Origin of the sequence: Nonomuraea sp. NEAU-A123 (assembly GCF_018603905.1) — a bacterium.
GTDB lineage: Bacteria > Actinomycetota > Actinomycetes > Streptosporangiales > Streptosporangiaceae > Nonomuraea.
Map to the genome: position 1 here is coordinate 24,808 of NZ_JAHFZZ010000008.1, position 13,527 is coordinate 38,334.

General features: G+C 67.9%; 16 protein-coding genes. 5 read left to right on the top strand and 11 right to left on the bottom strand.

The window, feature by feature from the left end; all coding sequences use genetic code 11:
• Nucleotides 1–52: 52 nt before the first annotated feature.
• Together KLK06_RS25310 and KLK06_RS25315 are read right to left on the bottom strand one after the other, a co-directional pair.
• A complete protein-coding gene (locus KLK06_RS25310) occupies nucleotides 53–1,063 on the bottom strand; it encodes an aldo/keto reductase (RefSeq protein WP_214638104.1) in 1,011 nt (336 codons plus the stop codon).
• Entirely contained in the window at nucleotides 1,060–1,338 is a 279-nt protein-coding gene (locus tag KLK06_RS25315) for a VOC family protein (RefSeq protein ID WP_214638105.1), read from the bottom strand. Before KLK06_RS25315 ends, KLK06_RS25310 begins: the two co-directional genes overlap by 4 nt.
• Before the next feature lie 76 nt (nucleotides 1,339–1,414).
• Between KLK06_RS25315 and KLK06_RS25320 the strand changes: the two genes are divergently transcribed.
• Nucleotides 1,415–2,077: a TetR/AcrR family transcriptional regulator gene (locus KLK06_RS25320; protein WP_214638106.1), complete on the top strand. Its 663-nt coding sequence runs from the start codon at nucleotides 1,415–1,417 to the stop codon at nucleotides 2,075–2,077.
• A gap of 320 nt (nucleotides 2,078–2,397) precedes the next feature.
• Nucleotides 2,398–2,880, top strand: a complete 483-nt coding sequence (locus KLK06_RS63125) for an AAA family ATPase (protein ID WP_374197151.1) — start codon at nucleotides 2,398–2,400, stop codon at nucleotides 2,878–2,880.
• A 94-nt stretch (nucleotides 2,881–2,974) separates the two neighbouring features.
• On the opposite strand, the gene KLK06_RS25325 is transcribed toward KLK06_RS63125, so the two are convergent.
• From KLK06_RS25325 to KLK06_RS25345, 5 genes are read right to left on the bottom strand one after another with little or no spacing between them, the layout of a single operon-like run.
• Nucleotides 2,975–3,595: a hypothetical protein gene (locus KLK06_RS25325; protein ID WP_214638107.1), complete on the bottom strand. Its 621-nt coding sequence runs from the start codon at nucleotides 3,593–3,595 to the stop codon at nucleotides 2,975–2,977.
• Nucleotides 3,592–3,996 (bottom strand): hypothetical protein, encoded by a 405-nt coding sequence (locus KLK06_RS25330; RefSeq protein ID WP_214638108.1) that lies wholly within the window; start codon nucleotides 3,994–3,996, stop codon nucleotides 3,592–3,594. Before KLK06_RS25330 ends, KLK06_RS25325 begins: the two co-directional genes overlap by 4 nt.
• A gap of 33 nt (nucleotides 3,997–4,029) precedes the next feature.
• On the bottom strand, nucleotides 4,030–4,875 hold the full coding sequence (locus KLK06_RS25335) for a helix-turn-helix transcriptional regulator (protein ID WP_250906030.1): 846 nt from the start codon (nucleotides 4,873–4,875) through the stop codon (nucleotides 4,030–4,032).
• The gene (locus KLK06_RS25340; RefSeq protein WP_214638110.1) at nucleotides 4,857–5,378 is read right to left on the bottom strand and encodes a DUF6879 family protein; all 522 of its coding nucleotides are present in this window, start codon (nucleotides 5,376–5,378) and stop codon (nucleotides 4,857–4,859) included. Before KLK06_RS25340 ends, KLK06_RS25335 begins: the two co-directional genes overlap by 19 nt.
• Entirely contained in the window at nucleotides 5,365–5,571 is a 207-nt protein-coding gene (locus KLK06_RS25345; protein WP_214638111.1) for a hypothetical protein, read from the bottom strand. Before KLK06_RS25345 ends, KLK06_RS25340 begins: the two co-directional genes overlap by 14 nt.
• A 724-nt stretch (nucleotides 5,572–6,295) precedes the next feature.
• Between KLK06_RS25345 and KLK06_RS25350 the strand changes: the two genes are divergently transcribed.
• Together KLK06_RS25350 and KLK06_RS25355 are read left to right on the top strand one after the other, a co-directional pair.
• The gene (locus tag KLK06_RS25350) at nucleotides 6,296–7,831 is read left to right on the top strand and encodes a serine/threonine-protein kinase (protein ID WP_214638112.1); all 1,536 of its coding nucleotides are present in this window, start codon (nucleotides 6,296–6,298) and stop codon (nucleotides 7,829–7,831) included.
• Between the two features lie 9 nt (nucleotides 7,832–7,840).
• On the top strand, nucleotides 7,841–8,341 hold the full coding sequence (locus tag KLK06_RS25355; protein WP_214638113.1) for an NUDIX domain-containing protein: 501 nt from the start codon (nucleotides 7,841–7,843) through the stop codon (nucleotides 8,339–8,341).
• Here KLK06_RS25355 and KLK06_RS25360 read toward each other — a convergent pair.
• The 3 genes from KLK06_RS25360 to KLK06_RS25370 are packed head-to-tail and all read right to left on the bottom strand — an operon-like array spanning nucleotide 8,327 to nucleotide 11,441.
• Entirely contained in the window at nucleotides 8,327–9,148 is an 822-nt protein-coding gene (locus KLK06_RS25360) for a carbohydrate ABC transporter permease (protein WP_214638114.1), read from the bottom strand. The genes KLK06_RS25355 and KLK06_RS25360 overlap by 15 nt on opposite strands.
• Nucleotides 9,148–10,077 carry a carbohydrate ABC transporter permease gene (locus KLK06_RS25365; RefSeq protein WP_214638115.1) on the bottom strand — a complete coding sequence of 310 codons (930 nt, stop codon included), beginning with the start codon at nucleotides 10,075–10,077 and terminating at the stop codon, nucleotides 9,148–9,150. Before KLK06_RS25365 ends, KLK06_RS25360 begins: the two co-directional genes overlap by 1 nt.
• Nucleotides 10,074–11,441, bottom strand: a complete 1,368-nt coding sequence (locus KLK06_RS25370; RefSeq protein WP_214638116.1) for an extracellular solute-binding protein — start codon at nucleotides 11,439–11,441, stop codon at nucleotides 10,074–10,076. Before KLK06_RS25370 ends, KLK06_RS25365 begins: the two co-directional genes overlap by 4 nt.
• 138 nt (nucleotides 11,442–11,579) lie before the next feature.
• On the opposite strand from KLK06_RS25370, the gene KLK06_RS25375 reads away from it, so the two are divergent.
• A complete protein-coding gene (locus KLK06_RS25375) occupies nucleotides 11,580–12,764 on the top strand; it encodes an ROK family transcriptional regulator (protein WP_214638117.1) in 1,185 nt (394 codons plus the stop codon).
• On the opposite strand, the gene KLK06_RS25380 is transcribed toward KLK06_RS25375, so the two are convergent.
• A complete protein-coding gene (locus KLK06_RS25380) occupies nucleotides 12,742–13,506 on the bottom strand; it encodes a hypothetical protein (protein WP_214638118.1) in 765 nt (254 codons plus the stop codon). The two genes, KLK06_RS25375 and KLK06_RS25380, sit on opposite strands and share 23 nt — an antisense overlap.
• Nucleotides 13,507–13,527 lie beyond the last annotated feature (21 nt).

A 13,527-nucleotide genomic window follows, 5' to 3' on the forward strand; every position in this document is an offset into this window, starting at 1 on the left:
GCAGCTGCCCCGGCCCAGGCGACCGTACGGCTCCTGAACCGGAGAACGGTCGTCAACGCGGGCCGACGAGCGCCGAGCCGAAGACCCACGGGGAGGTCTGGGCGATGAAGTCGCCTGGGAATCCGAGTGCGAAGCCGGTGGCCTCTTCCAGGCGGGCGATGCTCTCGGGCGGCAGGGTGAGGTCGACCGCGGCGAGGTTGTCGCGGAGCTGGTCGGCGCGGCGCGCCCCGACGATGGGGTGGACCGCGTTCGAGCGGCTCGTCGTCCATGCGATCGCCACCTGCGAGGGCGTGGCGCCGAGGTCGTCGGCGACGTCCTGCACGACCCGGGCGACGGCGTGGTCCCTGGGTGAGAGCGATTCGGCGGTCAGCCGACCACCGGCCGCGGGGCCGCCAGGTCGGGTGTACTTGCCGGACAGCACCCCGCCGGCCAGCGGGCTCCAGGCGGTGACGCCCACCCCGAGCGACTCGGCCATGGGCAGCAGCTCGCGTTCGACGTCGCGCTGGAGCAGGCTGTAGGGCACCTGGAGGCCGATGAACGGACTCCAGCCGTGCCACTCCGCCAGCGTGTTGGCGCGGGACACGACCCAGGCGGGGGCGTCGGAGATCCCCGCGTACAACACCTTGCCGGCCCGGACCGCGTCGTCCAGCGCGCGCATGGTCTCCTCGATCGGCGTGTCACGGTCCCACATGTGCACCCAGTACACGTCCACGTAGTCAGTGCGCAGCCGGCGCAGGCTGGTCTCCAGCGACGCCCGCAGGTTCTTGCGGTGGTTCCCCGCGGCGTTGGGGTCGGCGCGGTCACGCGACACGGTGTACTTCGTGCCGAGCACGAACGACTCTCGCCGACCCTCCAGCAGCTCGCCGAGTATCTGCTCGCTGGCCCCGTCACGATAGTTGACGGCGGTGTCGATCATGTTGCCGCCGGCCTCGGCGTACAGGTCGAGCATCTGCCGGCACTCCGGCAGCGGCGCGCCGACCCCGCCCTGCTCGCCGAAGGTCATGGCGCCCAGGATCAGATCGGAGACCCGCAGGCCGCTCGCGCCCAGAGTGCGGTACCTCATGCCTCCAGCGCACGCGCCCAGGCCGCGTCAGCGTCAGGTACCGGTACGTGAAGGGCGGCGGAGGTGCCGCCGAGGGTGGCCGGTGAACGCATGCCCAACGCGGGCATCTCCCCGGCCACCGCCAGGACGGTGTCGCCGAGCAGGAGGTCGACGGTCAGCGTGCGGCCGCCGGGAAGCGTGATGCGGTTCGTCTCCCGCGCGCCCAGAGCCTTGGTGTACCAGGTGGCGGCCTGGTCCGGGTCGGTGACGACCAGGTGGATCGCTATCTGAGTCATAGTCGATGACCATACATACTGTATGGACATATCGTCTATACATTTCGTCCGTACAGGCCATCGTTATGCTGGGCGCATGTCTTCCAAGCGCACCGCGCGCTCCGCCCGCCGATCCGGCGCGGCGCCGGCCTCCGCCGAGCTGCGGGAGCGCATCCTGTCGGCAACGCGCGAGCTGCTGCGGGAGCGCCGATTCGATGCCCTGAGCGTGGCCGACATCCTGACGGCCGCCGAGGTCTCCCGGGCCAGCTTCTACTTCTACTTCCCGAGCAAGCAAGCCGTGCTCGGCGAGCTGGTGCGCGAGGCCGTGGCGCAGGGACAGCAGGCGGCAGAGCCCTGGATCGACGGGCGGCACGACCCAGCCGCCGCGCTCCGGGCCGGCGTGAGCGACGGTGCCCGGCTGTGGCGCGCCAACGCGGGAGTCCTCATGGCGATCGTGGAGAGCTGGGGCTCCGACGAGGGCCTGCGAGCGCTGTGGCTTGAACAGATGGACCTGTTCACCGAGGCCGCCGCGGCCCGCATCCGATCCGACCCCGATGCGCTCCGGCGGCTCGGCGACATGGACGTGCGCGCCGTGGCCGCCTCGCTGACCTGGCTGGGAGAACGGCTCTACTACCTGGCTGCGGCCGGGGTGCCGCCCTTCGACGACGAAAAAGCCCTCATCGACGTCCTCACCAACGCCTGGACGTCGATGCTTTACAGCCACGCCGTCACCGGCCCGCGGTCACCTTCGGAGCGGTGAGGGTCTCCACAGACGGCTGAAGCGGAACCGGGCCACGCAGTGCGCTGCCAGGCTGCCTGGCCGCTCACCGCCACGAGCGGTCCGTCCCGGCTCTGGCCTCCTCGTAACGAGCGTCGACGACGACCGGGCCGTGTCCGCTCCAATCAGCCGACTGGGCGAAGCGTTCTTGGGAGGCGGTCCGAGCGTAGCGAGGTCCTTCAGGGGGCGGGCGTCAGCCCGCCTGGGAGAGCGTCCGGAGGCTGCACGGTCCTCGTACCAAGCGGCGCGCATTCTTCTTCCGCGCCGAGACACTGTTCAACCTCGGGCAGAACGTGTCAGGCATGCATGGATTCTGGGAAGACGACCTTGCGGAGCAGTCCCATGGTGAGGGGTTCTTTACTGTGCTCGAACGCATGGTGTCGGGGCCGGGGCTGTATCTGATGGATGAACCCGAAGCGGCCCTGTCGTTCCAGTCATGCCTGCGCTTGGTCGCTCTCATGAACCGCGTTGCAGGAGAGGGCGGGCAGGTCGTCTGCGCCACTCACTCGCCGATCCTCGCCAGCCTGCGGGTGCGCAGATCATCGAACTGGGCGAGGACGGCATTCACCCGGCAGAGTGGGAAAGCCTCCAATTGGTTGACCACTGGCGGCGTTTCCTCGCCAAGCCGGATTCCTACCTGCGGTACGCCCTGGACACGGACTGAGACAGAAACAGATGGCCGTCAGCAACCCGCCACACCCAGAAGATCAGGACTGGCCGCACAAGGGAACACTCGAACGGACGAACTTGGGCTCGGCGGGCGAAGCTGGGTACGCCCCCGGTGATACGGCCTTCACATGGTGGCGAGCGGCATGACCGTAAGTCACCCGGAGGGCGAACGTAGTGAGTGCGGCCGGCGCTGACGCGGCGGAAAGGTGATCAGTTCACCCTCCGCTCTGTCACGGCCGGCCGCACGTCCTGTAGCCGCATCAACAGCTCACGGGCGAGCACGTGATGCATGTTGTAGTCATCGAATCTGAGGACGGCGTTGCGCTCGAACGGAACCACTGGTGGCAGGTTAGGAACAAACACATCTGCCCGCACCCCGTACGGTGAGCAGTCGCCCACGGTGAAGACGGCCGCGTTGCGCCGCAGGTGCGAACACTGGGAGATCGCTTCCGGGATGCAGGCCGGGCATGTCGGCGGCGCATTGGTGTAGCCGTCGCCATCACCGCCATAACCGGAGGACAGCAGCCACCAGATCCGCCCCATGGCCCGATCCACAGCAGAGCGGGCGCATACCTGGCACAACCGCTTTTCCATGGCACGCCACTGCCGCAGCGTGTTGACCGTCCTGAAGTCCGGCCGCCCAGCACGAGTCTGGCCCTGCCGCAGCCGAAGCACATCGTTGCGGAAGTCGTCGCGGTGCGACACGACGTAACTCAGCCGCCGCCCGCCACGGTGCGGCACCCACTTCAGCGGAAGGTTCTGAGTCTCGCCTGTCCACCCGATCACGTACGGGTAGCGGAACGCCGTCTCGCTTACCTTGGCTCCGGTCATGCGGCTTCCCCCGCGTTCTGCGCGACCAGCAGAGCAACGCGGCCCGGCTCCGACGCCGATACGACCTCCACCCGGTCGGCCCGCAGCACGTTGTCCGGTCCCCCGCGCGCCAGCTCGACCATGTAGGCGCCCGAGCGAACCCCAATGGTGACCGTGGCAACCCGCCAACCGGCATCGGCGTAGATGACGAGCTGAGGCGGATACCGAAGCTTTTCGATAAACGGGCCAGGATGCGCCCCACACTCGATCACCAGCCGCTTGACCAGTTGCGCGTTCACACCTTCGACCGTCAGATGCTTAAGAACCTGATCAAGGGCGGCATTCTGCGCTGCCGCCTCCGCCTCCCGGATCGGCTCCCCCAACATGTCTTCGGCTGATGCGGTTGTGTGAGTGACGGCCATGCCCTTGACCGTATGAAAGTCCAGCTATAGGGCCTAGGGCATTTCTTGTTCCGGCAACAGTTCGTCCCGGACGCACTCAACGAAAGCCCGCATCTCGTCGTCGTGCATAGCTACGCGAGTGAAGCCGTGGAACTTGGCGATATATGTTCCTATGTCGCGGGGATCGGTCGTGACGATCTCGGCGTGAGGTGTCTCAACAGTCGCTAGCCGTTCATCAAAGATGCAGAATGGCGTTCCTGGCAAATCGGCCTGTGATGCCGACAGCGGCACTACGCCAATTTGGACGTTGGCCAGCCGAGAGATAGAAACTAGCCTATCTAGTTGTCCGGCCATCATCACCGGAGGCAGGAAACGCCATCGGAGAACTGACTCCGTGATGAGGAAATGGAACGACCTGCCCGAGTCGTATAGTGCACTTTGGCGCTCCAGGCGCGCACCTACGGTTCGAGTTGTCTCCTCTGGAGTGTGATTGCGTCGTCCGACGACCGCTCGAACGTATTCAGGCGTTTGGAGCAGACCGGGGATCGCGGAGCACTGAAATAGCCGCAGGATCGTCGTCTGCGCCTCGACTGCTTGAATCTGCATCTGCTTTTTGTGCGGTCCCATGCGCCGGTACAGGCGCCATGCCGTGGCTTCTGTCGCCGCGAGGCGGGCGGCTTGGATGAACCCGGCCTTGACCTCTGCCGGGACTTGAAGGGCGGTCAGGATGCCCTCTACATCGGTGAGTGACGGTGCGAGGTGTCCATTCTCGATCTTGCTTAGCTTGGATGGGGACATGGCAGCACTCCGGGCAACCGCTTTAGCGGGCATGCCGCTGGTTTCTCGCAGTTCCCGGAGTGCCGCCGACAGGTCTTCTTTGTTCAGCTGTGACGCTCCCAAAAGCTTGCGAGCGGCTCAGCGTGCTTTAGAGCTATGTCCCGATATCGGATGTACTCCGAAGTCTGGCTCTCGGGCAATACGTCTGCCCCGGTGTATGCCCCTTGGCTGTCGTATCCCATGCGGACTGTTTTCCGCTCATCGAACAACCAGAAGTCGTGATCAGGAAGTCCGGGCACATCGTGCTCGGCGAGGTCCAGAATGAAGAATTCTTCCCCGGCTGCGGCGTTTCGATGATAACCCCATGCGAACTCGAACCGCAGATAGTCAGTGAGCGGCGTGGCGACCACATGCACGCGGTACATGCGCTTTCCAGCCTGAACGGCGTTGCGCACGGTTGTCACCCACGGGGAATTCTTGAACTGCTCGGGTTCGTCTTCTCCGGCCAGAAAGGCCGGTAGACCTGTTCGCGTTCCTGCCGCGTCGTAGTAGTCGAGCGTTTCTAGCCGAAACGCTTCGCGGTCGAACGTCTCGAAGAGTTTGCCGAATTCCTCAGGAGAAATCACGAGCAACCTTCCAGAACAGTTCTTCGGGAATCTCCACGAGGGTTTCGTGGTCGGGTACTTGCAGGCCGTGCTCATCTAGGAACTTGGCTCCCTGTATCGCCATCGTTCCCCGGTCAGTTCGATAGATGGCAGGACAGGTGCCCTCGTCGCAGCCTTTCCCGTCGTCGAGCCTGATGAGCCGGACGCGTGCCATATCTGCCCCTCTCCCGTTGTTGCTCCCATGCTTGGGGGCACACGAGGGGGGGTCAAGCTGTGCGAGTTGAAAGAACAGGAAACCCGGCCTGGCTCGCCTGGCTGGACTGCGGGCATGGAGATGCCCCCATCCATGGACGGGGGCTCTAGGTGGTTCACACGCTCTCTCGGAGCGTGTCGAAGGTCTTGCCCTCGTAGGCGTTCACGAGATCCATGACGATGGGCGGAGACCCCCTGTGGCGCGGTTCCGCAGAGTCTCGTTATCGATCAGGCGGTAGCCATGCGCTTGGAGCACGGCGAATGGCACGACCCGGCCAATTGTTCGTCCTGGGCTTCGCCGGCGTCAGGACGCAGAGGGCAATAAGGGTAACTCTCGGGGATACAGGCTGAGCTGGTGCCGGTTTCGATGAGTTGCCGCCGAGGTCGGACCTCTCCAACCAGCCGACCGGGCGAAGCGTTCTTGGAAGGCGGTCCGAGCGTAGCGAGGTCCTTCAGGGGGCGGGCGTCAGCCCGCCTGGGAGGACGTCCGGAGCGAAGCGGAGGGCCGCTGTGGGCGGGTGGGCATCAGACGGCCAACCACCGAATCGGGTAAGGGGTGGGAGAAAGAACGCCCGGAGCGAAGCGGAGGCCCTTTTGAGGACGGCAGCGCCGCAGTAAGCGCCCACGCGGCACCATCGACCCCTAATATCGCTCCTGTCCATATAGGCCCGATATCGGAGGAAGCAGTGGGCGACCCCGGGACCGAGAACACGTCAGGACGTGGCGGTCCGGTGACGCTGCTCGCGGACCGCTACCGGCTGCTGTCCCCCCTCGGACAGGGCGGCATGGGCATCGTCTGGCGGGCGGTGGATGAGCTGCTCCGGCAGGAGGTGGCCATCAAGGAGGTCCGGCTGCCACCGGATCTCGACGAGGCGTCCCGGAGCGCCCTGGCCGAACGCACGCTGCGCGAGGCTCGGGCCGCGGCGCGGCTGCGTTCCCACCCGTCGATCGTCACCGTGCACGACGTCGTCCTCGACGGCGGCCGGCCGTGGATCGTCATGGAACTGGTTCATGGCCGTTCTCTCGACCGGGTCGTCCGCGACGACGGCCCGCTGCCGCCGCAGCAGGTCGCCTGGATCGGCCTGCGGATGCTCGACGCACTCGGGGCCGCGCATGCGTCGGGCATCCTGCACCGGGACGTCAAACCCGCCAACGTCATGCTCACCAATGACGGGCGGGTGCTGCTGACCGACTTCGGGATCGCGACCGTCGCCGGGGACGTCGCGCTCACCCAGACCGGCCTGCTCACCGGCTCGCCCGGCTACATCGCCCCGGAGCGGCTGCGCGGCGAGGCGGACGGCCCCCTTTCCGACCTGTGGTCGCTCGGCGCCACGCTGTTCACGGCGGTGGAGGGCGGCCCGCCGTTCGCCCGCGCCAACGCGGCCGCCGTGATGGCGGCCGTCCTGATGCAGGAGCCCGCCCCCGCCCGGCTGGCCGGGCCGCTCGGCCCCGTGCTCGCCGCGATCCTGGAGAAGGATCCGGTACGGCGCTGCGCCCCCAGCCAGGCGGCCGACTGGCTGAACGCCATCGCCCAGGGCGCCCCCAGCACCGACCCGGCCCTGCCCCGCGAGGGGACCCAGGCCGTCGCTGTGCCCAGGCGCAGCCGCATCCCCCTCATCCTGGGCGGCGCTGCCGTGCTGGCGGTCGTGCTGAGCATCGCCGCAGGGGTGGTGGTCTTGGTGCGGGTCCTGCCGAACTTCACCACCACGATCACCGAGACGATCGGCACCTCCTCCCCGGCCCCGACGTCCGGCTCGACGGGGGCCGCCAAGGCGCTGTTCGCGCGTGACTTCGAGGCGTGCGGCCTGCTGACCAACGCCCAGGCGCGCTCGCTGCTCGGCGGTGAGGTGAAGCGCCAGTACCAGACCGCTTCCGCCTGTATGTGGACCAGGCCCGACAACGGCGCGTTCGTGAGCGTCACGGCGAACCGCCTGGCGGATGCCTCGACCGCGCACATCGCCCACGGGTACACGGTCAAGACCATGAAGGAGGAGCCGAAGCGCAACCCGGGGACCAAGGTCCGCAACGGGCCGAAGATCGGGGACGAGGCGTTCAGCTACACCCGGGGCGAGGACATCGGGGGGACGATCTACCGGACCCAGATCTCGTTCCGCCTGTCGAACGTCTGGGTGATCATCTACCACACCGGCCGGCAGCCGGGGTTCACCACCGCCGACCGGACGGCCAAGCTCGTCGTGAAGGCCGTCAACCGGCATCGCTAGTCTCACAGCATGGTGATCAGGAACTCGCACTGCTCCTTCTGCGGCACCGCGTACGCCCCGGACCAGCCCTGGCCGCGCACCTGCGCCGGCTGCGGCAACACCGCCTACCTCAACCCGCTGCCGGTCGCGGTGCTGCTGCTGCCGGTCGACGACGGCCTGCTGGTGGTCCGCCGCGGCATCGAGCCGCACCGGGGCGAGCTCGCCCTGCCCGGTGGGTTCATCGACGTGGGCGAGACCTGGCAGCAGGCCGCCGCCAGGGAGCTGTACGAGGAGACGGCCGTCGTCGTCGACGCGGAGCGGGTCCGGCTGTTCGACGTGCACAGCGCTCCCGACGGCACCCTGCTGGTCTTCGGGCTGGCACCACGGACCATCTCGGCCGCCCTGCCGCCGGTCGTGCCGACGGCCGAGACCATGGAGTGGTTGCTCATAGACGGGCCGCGGGAGCTGGCGTTCCCGCTGCACACCCAGGTCACCTCCGCGTACTGGGAGCGGCGCTCAGCCTTTCACTGATCCGGCGAAACTGAAGGAACCGGCGAGGTACTTGTTCACGGCGACGTAGAGGACCACGGCCGGGGCCGTGTAGATGATCGAGAAGGCGGCCAGCTCACCGTAGGCGGTCTGCCCGTACTGCGAGAGGAAGGTGTAGATGGTCACCGCCGCCGGCTGCTTCTCCGGCGTGTCGAGCAGGACGAACGGGGCGAAGAAGTTCCCCCACTGGCCGACGAAGACGAAGATGGCGACGACGGCCACACCGGGCGCCATCAACGGCCCGACGATCTTGAGCAGCGACTGCACCCAGCCGGCCCCGTCGACCCAGGCGGACTCCTCCAGACTCACCGGCACGCCGTCCATGAAATTCTTCATCATCCAGATGGAGAACGGCAGCGAGCTGGCGGCCAGGAACAGCACCATGGCCGGCACCGACCCGTACAAGTTGAACCGGAAGAACATCGAGTAGACCGGCACCATGATCGCCGTGACCGGCAGGCCCGTGGTGAACAACAGCGTCAGCATGAAAGGCCGCTTGAAACGCAGGGTGTAGCGGGAGAGCGGGTAGGCCGCGAGCCCGGCGACGATCACGGTGAGGATCGCGGTGCTGCCGGAGATGAGGATCGAGTTGATGATCGGGTGGTAGACGGTCTCCCAGGTCAGCACCGCGCTGAAGTTCTTGACCGAGAAGTGAAAGGTCGGCTGGGCGGCGAGGTTGGCGTCGGGTTGCAGCGAGGCGAGGACCATCCACAGGAACGGGCCGAGGAAGGCCAGCGCGATCACCGCGAGCGAGATGAGTGCCGCGCCACGGGCGGCTGCGCGCGTCATCAGGTGTCCACCTTGATCAGTCGCAGGTACACGAGGGAGAACGCCGCGCCGATGGCGAGCATCACCAGCGCCATCGCGCTGCCGTAGCCGATCTCGAAGTAGCGGAACGCCTGCTCGTACATGTAGAGCGGGGTGGTCTGGCTGGCCGTGCCCGGACCACCGCCGGTGAGGGCGTAGATCAGGCCGAAGCTGGCCAGGGTCTGCAGCGTGATCAGCATGAGGTTCGACAGGATCGAGCGGCGGATCAGCGGCAGGGTGATGTGCACCAGCCGCCGCCAGGTGCTCGCCCCGTCCACCGCCGCCGCCTCCAGCAGCTCTCCCGGCACGTCCGAGAGCGCGGCCGAGTAGACGAGCATGGAGAACGCGGTGCCGCGCCACACGTTGGCCAGGATGATCGCGATCATCGGCGCGGTGAAGAGCCAGTCCTGGGAGAGGCCGAGGGCGCCGAGCGCCTCGTTGAGCGTGCCCTCCTCGGCCAGGAAGGAGTACCAGCACGCCGCCGCGACCACCTCGGGCACCACCCAGGCCGCGATGACGACACCGTTGACCACGCTCCTGACCACCCTCCCTCGTCCCCGCTGGAGCAGCGCGATGATCAGGCCGAGGGTGTTCTGCCCGATGACGGCCGAGCCGATCACGAAGACGAAGGTCAGCAGGAGCGAGTTGCGGAAGTCCTCGTCGCCGAACATCTTGACGAAGTTGTCCACGCCGATGAACCGCGAGTTCACCGACGCGGCGCCGGTCAGGGTCTCGTTGGTGAAGGCGATGTAGACGCTCCACAGGATGGGCCCGACCATGAAGATCACGAACAGGATCAGGGCCGGCCCGAGCGGCAGCAGCCAGCGCAGCGTGCGCCGGGCCCGCCGGCGCGACTCCCCCTCCTCGGGGGAGCCGGCCAGCCGTGGCGGCGTCACGGACGTGACGGTCATGAGCCGGAGATCACCTTGTCGGGGCCGCCGACGACGCCGGGCAGCGCGTCGGCGTAGTCCTTGGCCGCCGCGTCCGGCGCCTTGGAGCCGGTCGTCATCGCCTCCATGACCTTCTGCACCTCGGCCGAGACCTTCGGGTAGACCTCGTACGCCGGGCGGTAGTGGGTGACCGAGGCCAGGTCGGTCCAGAACTTCACGCTCGGGTTGTCAGCGGAGTACTTCGGGTCGGCGGCCACGTCCTTGCGGGGGGCGAGGTCACCCGTGCCGACGGAGTACAGCAGCGTGTTCTCCTTGTTGGTCGCCGTGGAGATGAAGTCCCACGCGTCCTTCTTGTCCTTGGCGTACGAGCTCATCGCCATGACCCAGCCGCCCGACATGCTGACCGCGCCGGGTGCCTCGCCGTTCTGGGTCGGCATGGGGGCCCAGCCCATCTTCTCGGTCCACTGCGGCCACGGTTTGGTGCTGGTCGGCTTCCAGGCGGCCGCCATCCAGGCTCCGTCGAGGTCGATGCCGAGCTTGCCGCTGGGGAACCAGTCTTGGCCGACCTTCTCCCCCAGCTTGGGGTTGAACGCGTCGGCCTGCTTCGGGCCGAGGTTCTCGCGGTAGATCGTGTTGATGAAGCCGAGCGAGTCGGTGAAACCCTTGCCGGAGGCCACCCACTTCTTCTGGGTGTCGTCGTAGAGCGTGCCGCCGGGGGTGCCGTACAGCAGCATCTCGAAGCCCTGCATGGTGGCGGCCTCGCCGTGCGGCTTGGTGGAGTACATGCTGAAGGGGACGACGCCCGGGACCTTCTGCTTGATGGCGCGGGCCGCGGTCAGCACGTCCGCCCAGGTCTTGGGCTCCCACGGCGTCTGGACGCCGGCCTTGGCGAAGACGTCCTTGTTGTACCAGAGCCCTCGGGTGTCGGTGCTGATCGGGACGCCGTAGATCTTGCCGTCGGGGCCCTTGGCGGCCTGCTTGACCGAGTCGGGGTACTGAGTGGCCCAGTCGGGCCAGGTCTTCAGGTAGTCGTCGAGTGGAGCGAGCTTGCCGGCGGCGACGTCGGCGTTGACCTGGAACGTGTCGTGGAGGTACACGTCCGGAGCCGATTCGGCCGAACGGTTCAGCAGGGCGAGCTTGGTGTAGTACACCTCGTTGGTGCCCTGGACCGCGGTCAGCTTGATCGTCACGCCCTTGTGCGCGGCCTCGAACTGGGACTTGGCTTGTTTGAGCATCTTCTCCAGGTGCGGCCAGGAGGGTTCCACCCGGTAGAGGACCTCGATCTCCTTGGCCCCACTGCTTTTCTCCTGCGTGTCCGCACCGCACGCGCCGGCCGTTGCGGCCACCGCGACTGTCAGGATCGAGGCCACCATCGCTCGTCTCATCGGACTCCTATCTCGCCGATCCCCGAACGCGTTAACTGGGTTGACGAGAAGGTAAGTCTTTTTGATTTATTAAGTCAACGATGGAAGGCCCGAAGACACCGGGAGCCATACATGCAAATGGGGACAAATCTTCCTAAAGTGGGTCATTTCAATCGCGCTGTCGTGCTGGAGGCGATCCAGGTTTCGGACGGCATCAGCCGCGTCCAGATCGCCGGGCGGGCCGGGCTCACCGCGCAGACCGTCTCCGTCATCGTGCGCCGGCTCCTGGAGGAAGGTCTCGTCATCGAGGACGGTTCGCTCCCGTCCCGGGGCGGCAAACCGCGGACGATCCTGCGGGTGGATCCGACCGCCGGATACGCCGTCGGCATCCACTTCGATCCGGGCGAGATCTCGTACGTGCTGGCCGACCTCGCGGGCCAGCCGGTCGCCAAGCTCCACGCCGCCGTACGCCCCGGGCCGGCGCCCGACGCGGTCATCCGCCAGATGGCCCGCACGGCCCGCAGGATGCTGCGCGAGGCGGACGTGCCCGACCGCAAGGTGTTGGGCATCGGCCTGGCCTGCCCCGGCCCGCTCGACGCCGACGGCATCATCAACGTTCCGCCGCGCCTGACCGGATGGGATCACGTGCCCATCAAGGGCCTGCTGGAGGAGTACGCCGGGTTCCCGGTGACCGCCGACAACGACGCCACGGCGGCGGCGATCGGCGAGCGCTGGGCCGGTGTGGCCCGTGCCGCGCCGAGCTTCGCCTACCTGTATCTGGGGACCGGCATCGGTGGCGGGCTGTTCCTGGACAACCAGATCTATCGCGGACGTTCCCTCAACGCCGGCGAGTTCGGCCACATCACGGTGGCGCCGGATGGTCCCGACTGCTACTGCGGCAACCGCGGCTGCGTCGAGGCGGTCTGCTGCCCGAGCGCGATCGAAGAGACCGTACGGGCGCGCCTGGCCGGGGGCGCCGAGAGCACGCTGACCGCCGCAAAGCTCGACCACGCGGCGATCTGCGCGGCGGCCGCGGCCGGGGATCCCCTGGCCGGTGCGGTCATCGGCCAGGTCGCGGCCCGGCTCGCCGATGCCGCCGTGAGCATCGTCAACATGCTCGACATCGACCTGGTGGTGCTGGGCGGGCCCGCCATGCACGAGGTCGCGAACGTCTACCACCGCGTGGTGGCCGCGGCCGTGGCCACCCGGCCCCTGGCCCGCCGCCTGCACACGGTCCAGGTCGAGCTCTCCCCCATCGCCGTCGACGCCGCCGCGATCGGCGCCGCCTCCCTGGTCTTCCACGCCACCTACGCCCCTCGGCTCAGCACGCTGCTGAACCGGTGATCTCGTACGGATGTATTGTGCGGGCGCGGACGACGTGGCCGGCGCGGATCTCCACGTCGAGCAGCGCCGCGTCGTCGTCGAGCGGGCAGCTCAGGGCGAAGGCCGTGTCGTCGAACCGTCCCGCCTGGCGCTCCCATTCGAGCCTGACGACGGCGTCGGCGGCGGATCCGGGCGACGGTACGGCCTGGGAGTCCACCGGCCGGCCCCACAACGCGCTCACGCCCTCGATCCGCGCCAGGTAGAGGCGTCGCAGCCACACCGGCGTGGCGAGTTCGGCAAGCACGGCGAGTGCCGCCACCTCGTTCGGCACCACCACCTCGGACCCCTCACCGAGGGCGGCACGCGGCGGCGCAAGAGGGTCGACGCGCAGAACGACCCCCGTACGACCGTCCGGCGCCGGGGCCGACAGCCGCCCTGAGGGGCGCGCCGGGTCGAGCCAGGTGGTCGAGCCGGACGACGCGGCGCGCGCCTCGCCATCCGAGGGACGGCTCGCGTCCGGCCCGGTGACCGAGCCCGACGACGCGGAACGCACCGCGCCGACCAGCTCGCCAAGGGTGGCGCAGACCACGGTGCCGCCGGTGGGCCGGACGACGAGCCAGCCGCCGACGGAGGGCAAGACCCGCACCCCGGGCGACGGCCGCACCTGGGTCACCGCGCGAGCCACCGCCGCACGGGCGCCCGGCCCGGCGACCCAGGGCCGCGCCCAGTCGGCATCGCCGCGCTCACCGCACGCGCCGCACATCAGCCATCGCCTCTTTCCACA

Coding starts and splice junctions, on each gene's coding strand:
- KLK06_RS25310 (WP_214638104.1), bottom strand. CDS start 1,063: ATGAGGTACCGCACTCTGGGCGCGAGCGGCCTGCGGGTCTCCGATCTG.
- KLK06_RS25315 (WP_214638105.1), bottom strand. CDS start 1,338: ATGACTCAGATAGCGATCCACCTGGTCGTCACCGACCCGGACCAGGCC.
- KLK06_RS25320 (WP_214638106.1), top strand. CDS start 1,415: ATGTCTTCCAAGCGCACCGCGCGCTCCGCCCGCCGATCCGGCGCGGCG.
- KLK06_RS63125 (WP_374197151.1), top strand. CDS start 2,398: ATGCATGGATTCTGGGAAGACGACCTTGCGGAGCAGTCCCATGGTGAG.
- KLK06_RS25325 (WP_214638107.1), bottom strand. CDS start 3,595: ATGACCGGAGCCAAGGTAAGCGAGACGGCGTTCCGCTACCCGTACGTG.
- KLK06_RS25330 (WP_214638108.1), bottom strand. CDS start 3,996: ATGGCCGTCACTCACACAACCGCATCAGCCGAAGACATGTTGGGGGAG.
- KLK06_RS25345 (WP_214638111.1), bottom strand. CDS start 5,571: ATGGCACGCGTCCGGCTCATCAGGCTCGACGACGGGAAAGGCTGCGAC.
- KLK06_RS25355 (WP_214638113.1), top strand. CDS start 7,841: ATGGTGATCAGGAACTCGCACTGCTCCTTCTGCGGCACCGCGTACGCC.
- KLK06_RS25360 (WP_214638114.1), bottom strand. CDS start 9,148: ATGACGCGCGCAGCCGCCCGTGGCGCGGCACTCATCTCGCTCGCGGTG.
- KLK06_RS25365 (WP_214638115.1), bottom strand. CDS start 10,077: ATGACCGTCACGTCCGTGACGCCGCCACGGCTGGCCGGCTCCCCCGAG.
- KLK06_RS25370 (WP_214638116.1), bottom strand. CDS start 11,441: ATGAGACGAGCGATGGTGGCCTCGATCCTGACAGTCGCGGTGGCCGCA.
- KLK06_RS25380 (WP_214638118.1), bottom strand. CDS start 13,506: ATGTGCGGCGCGTGCGGTGAGCGCGGCGATGCCGACTGGGCGCGGCCC.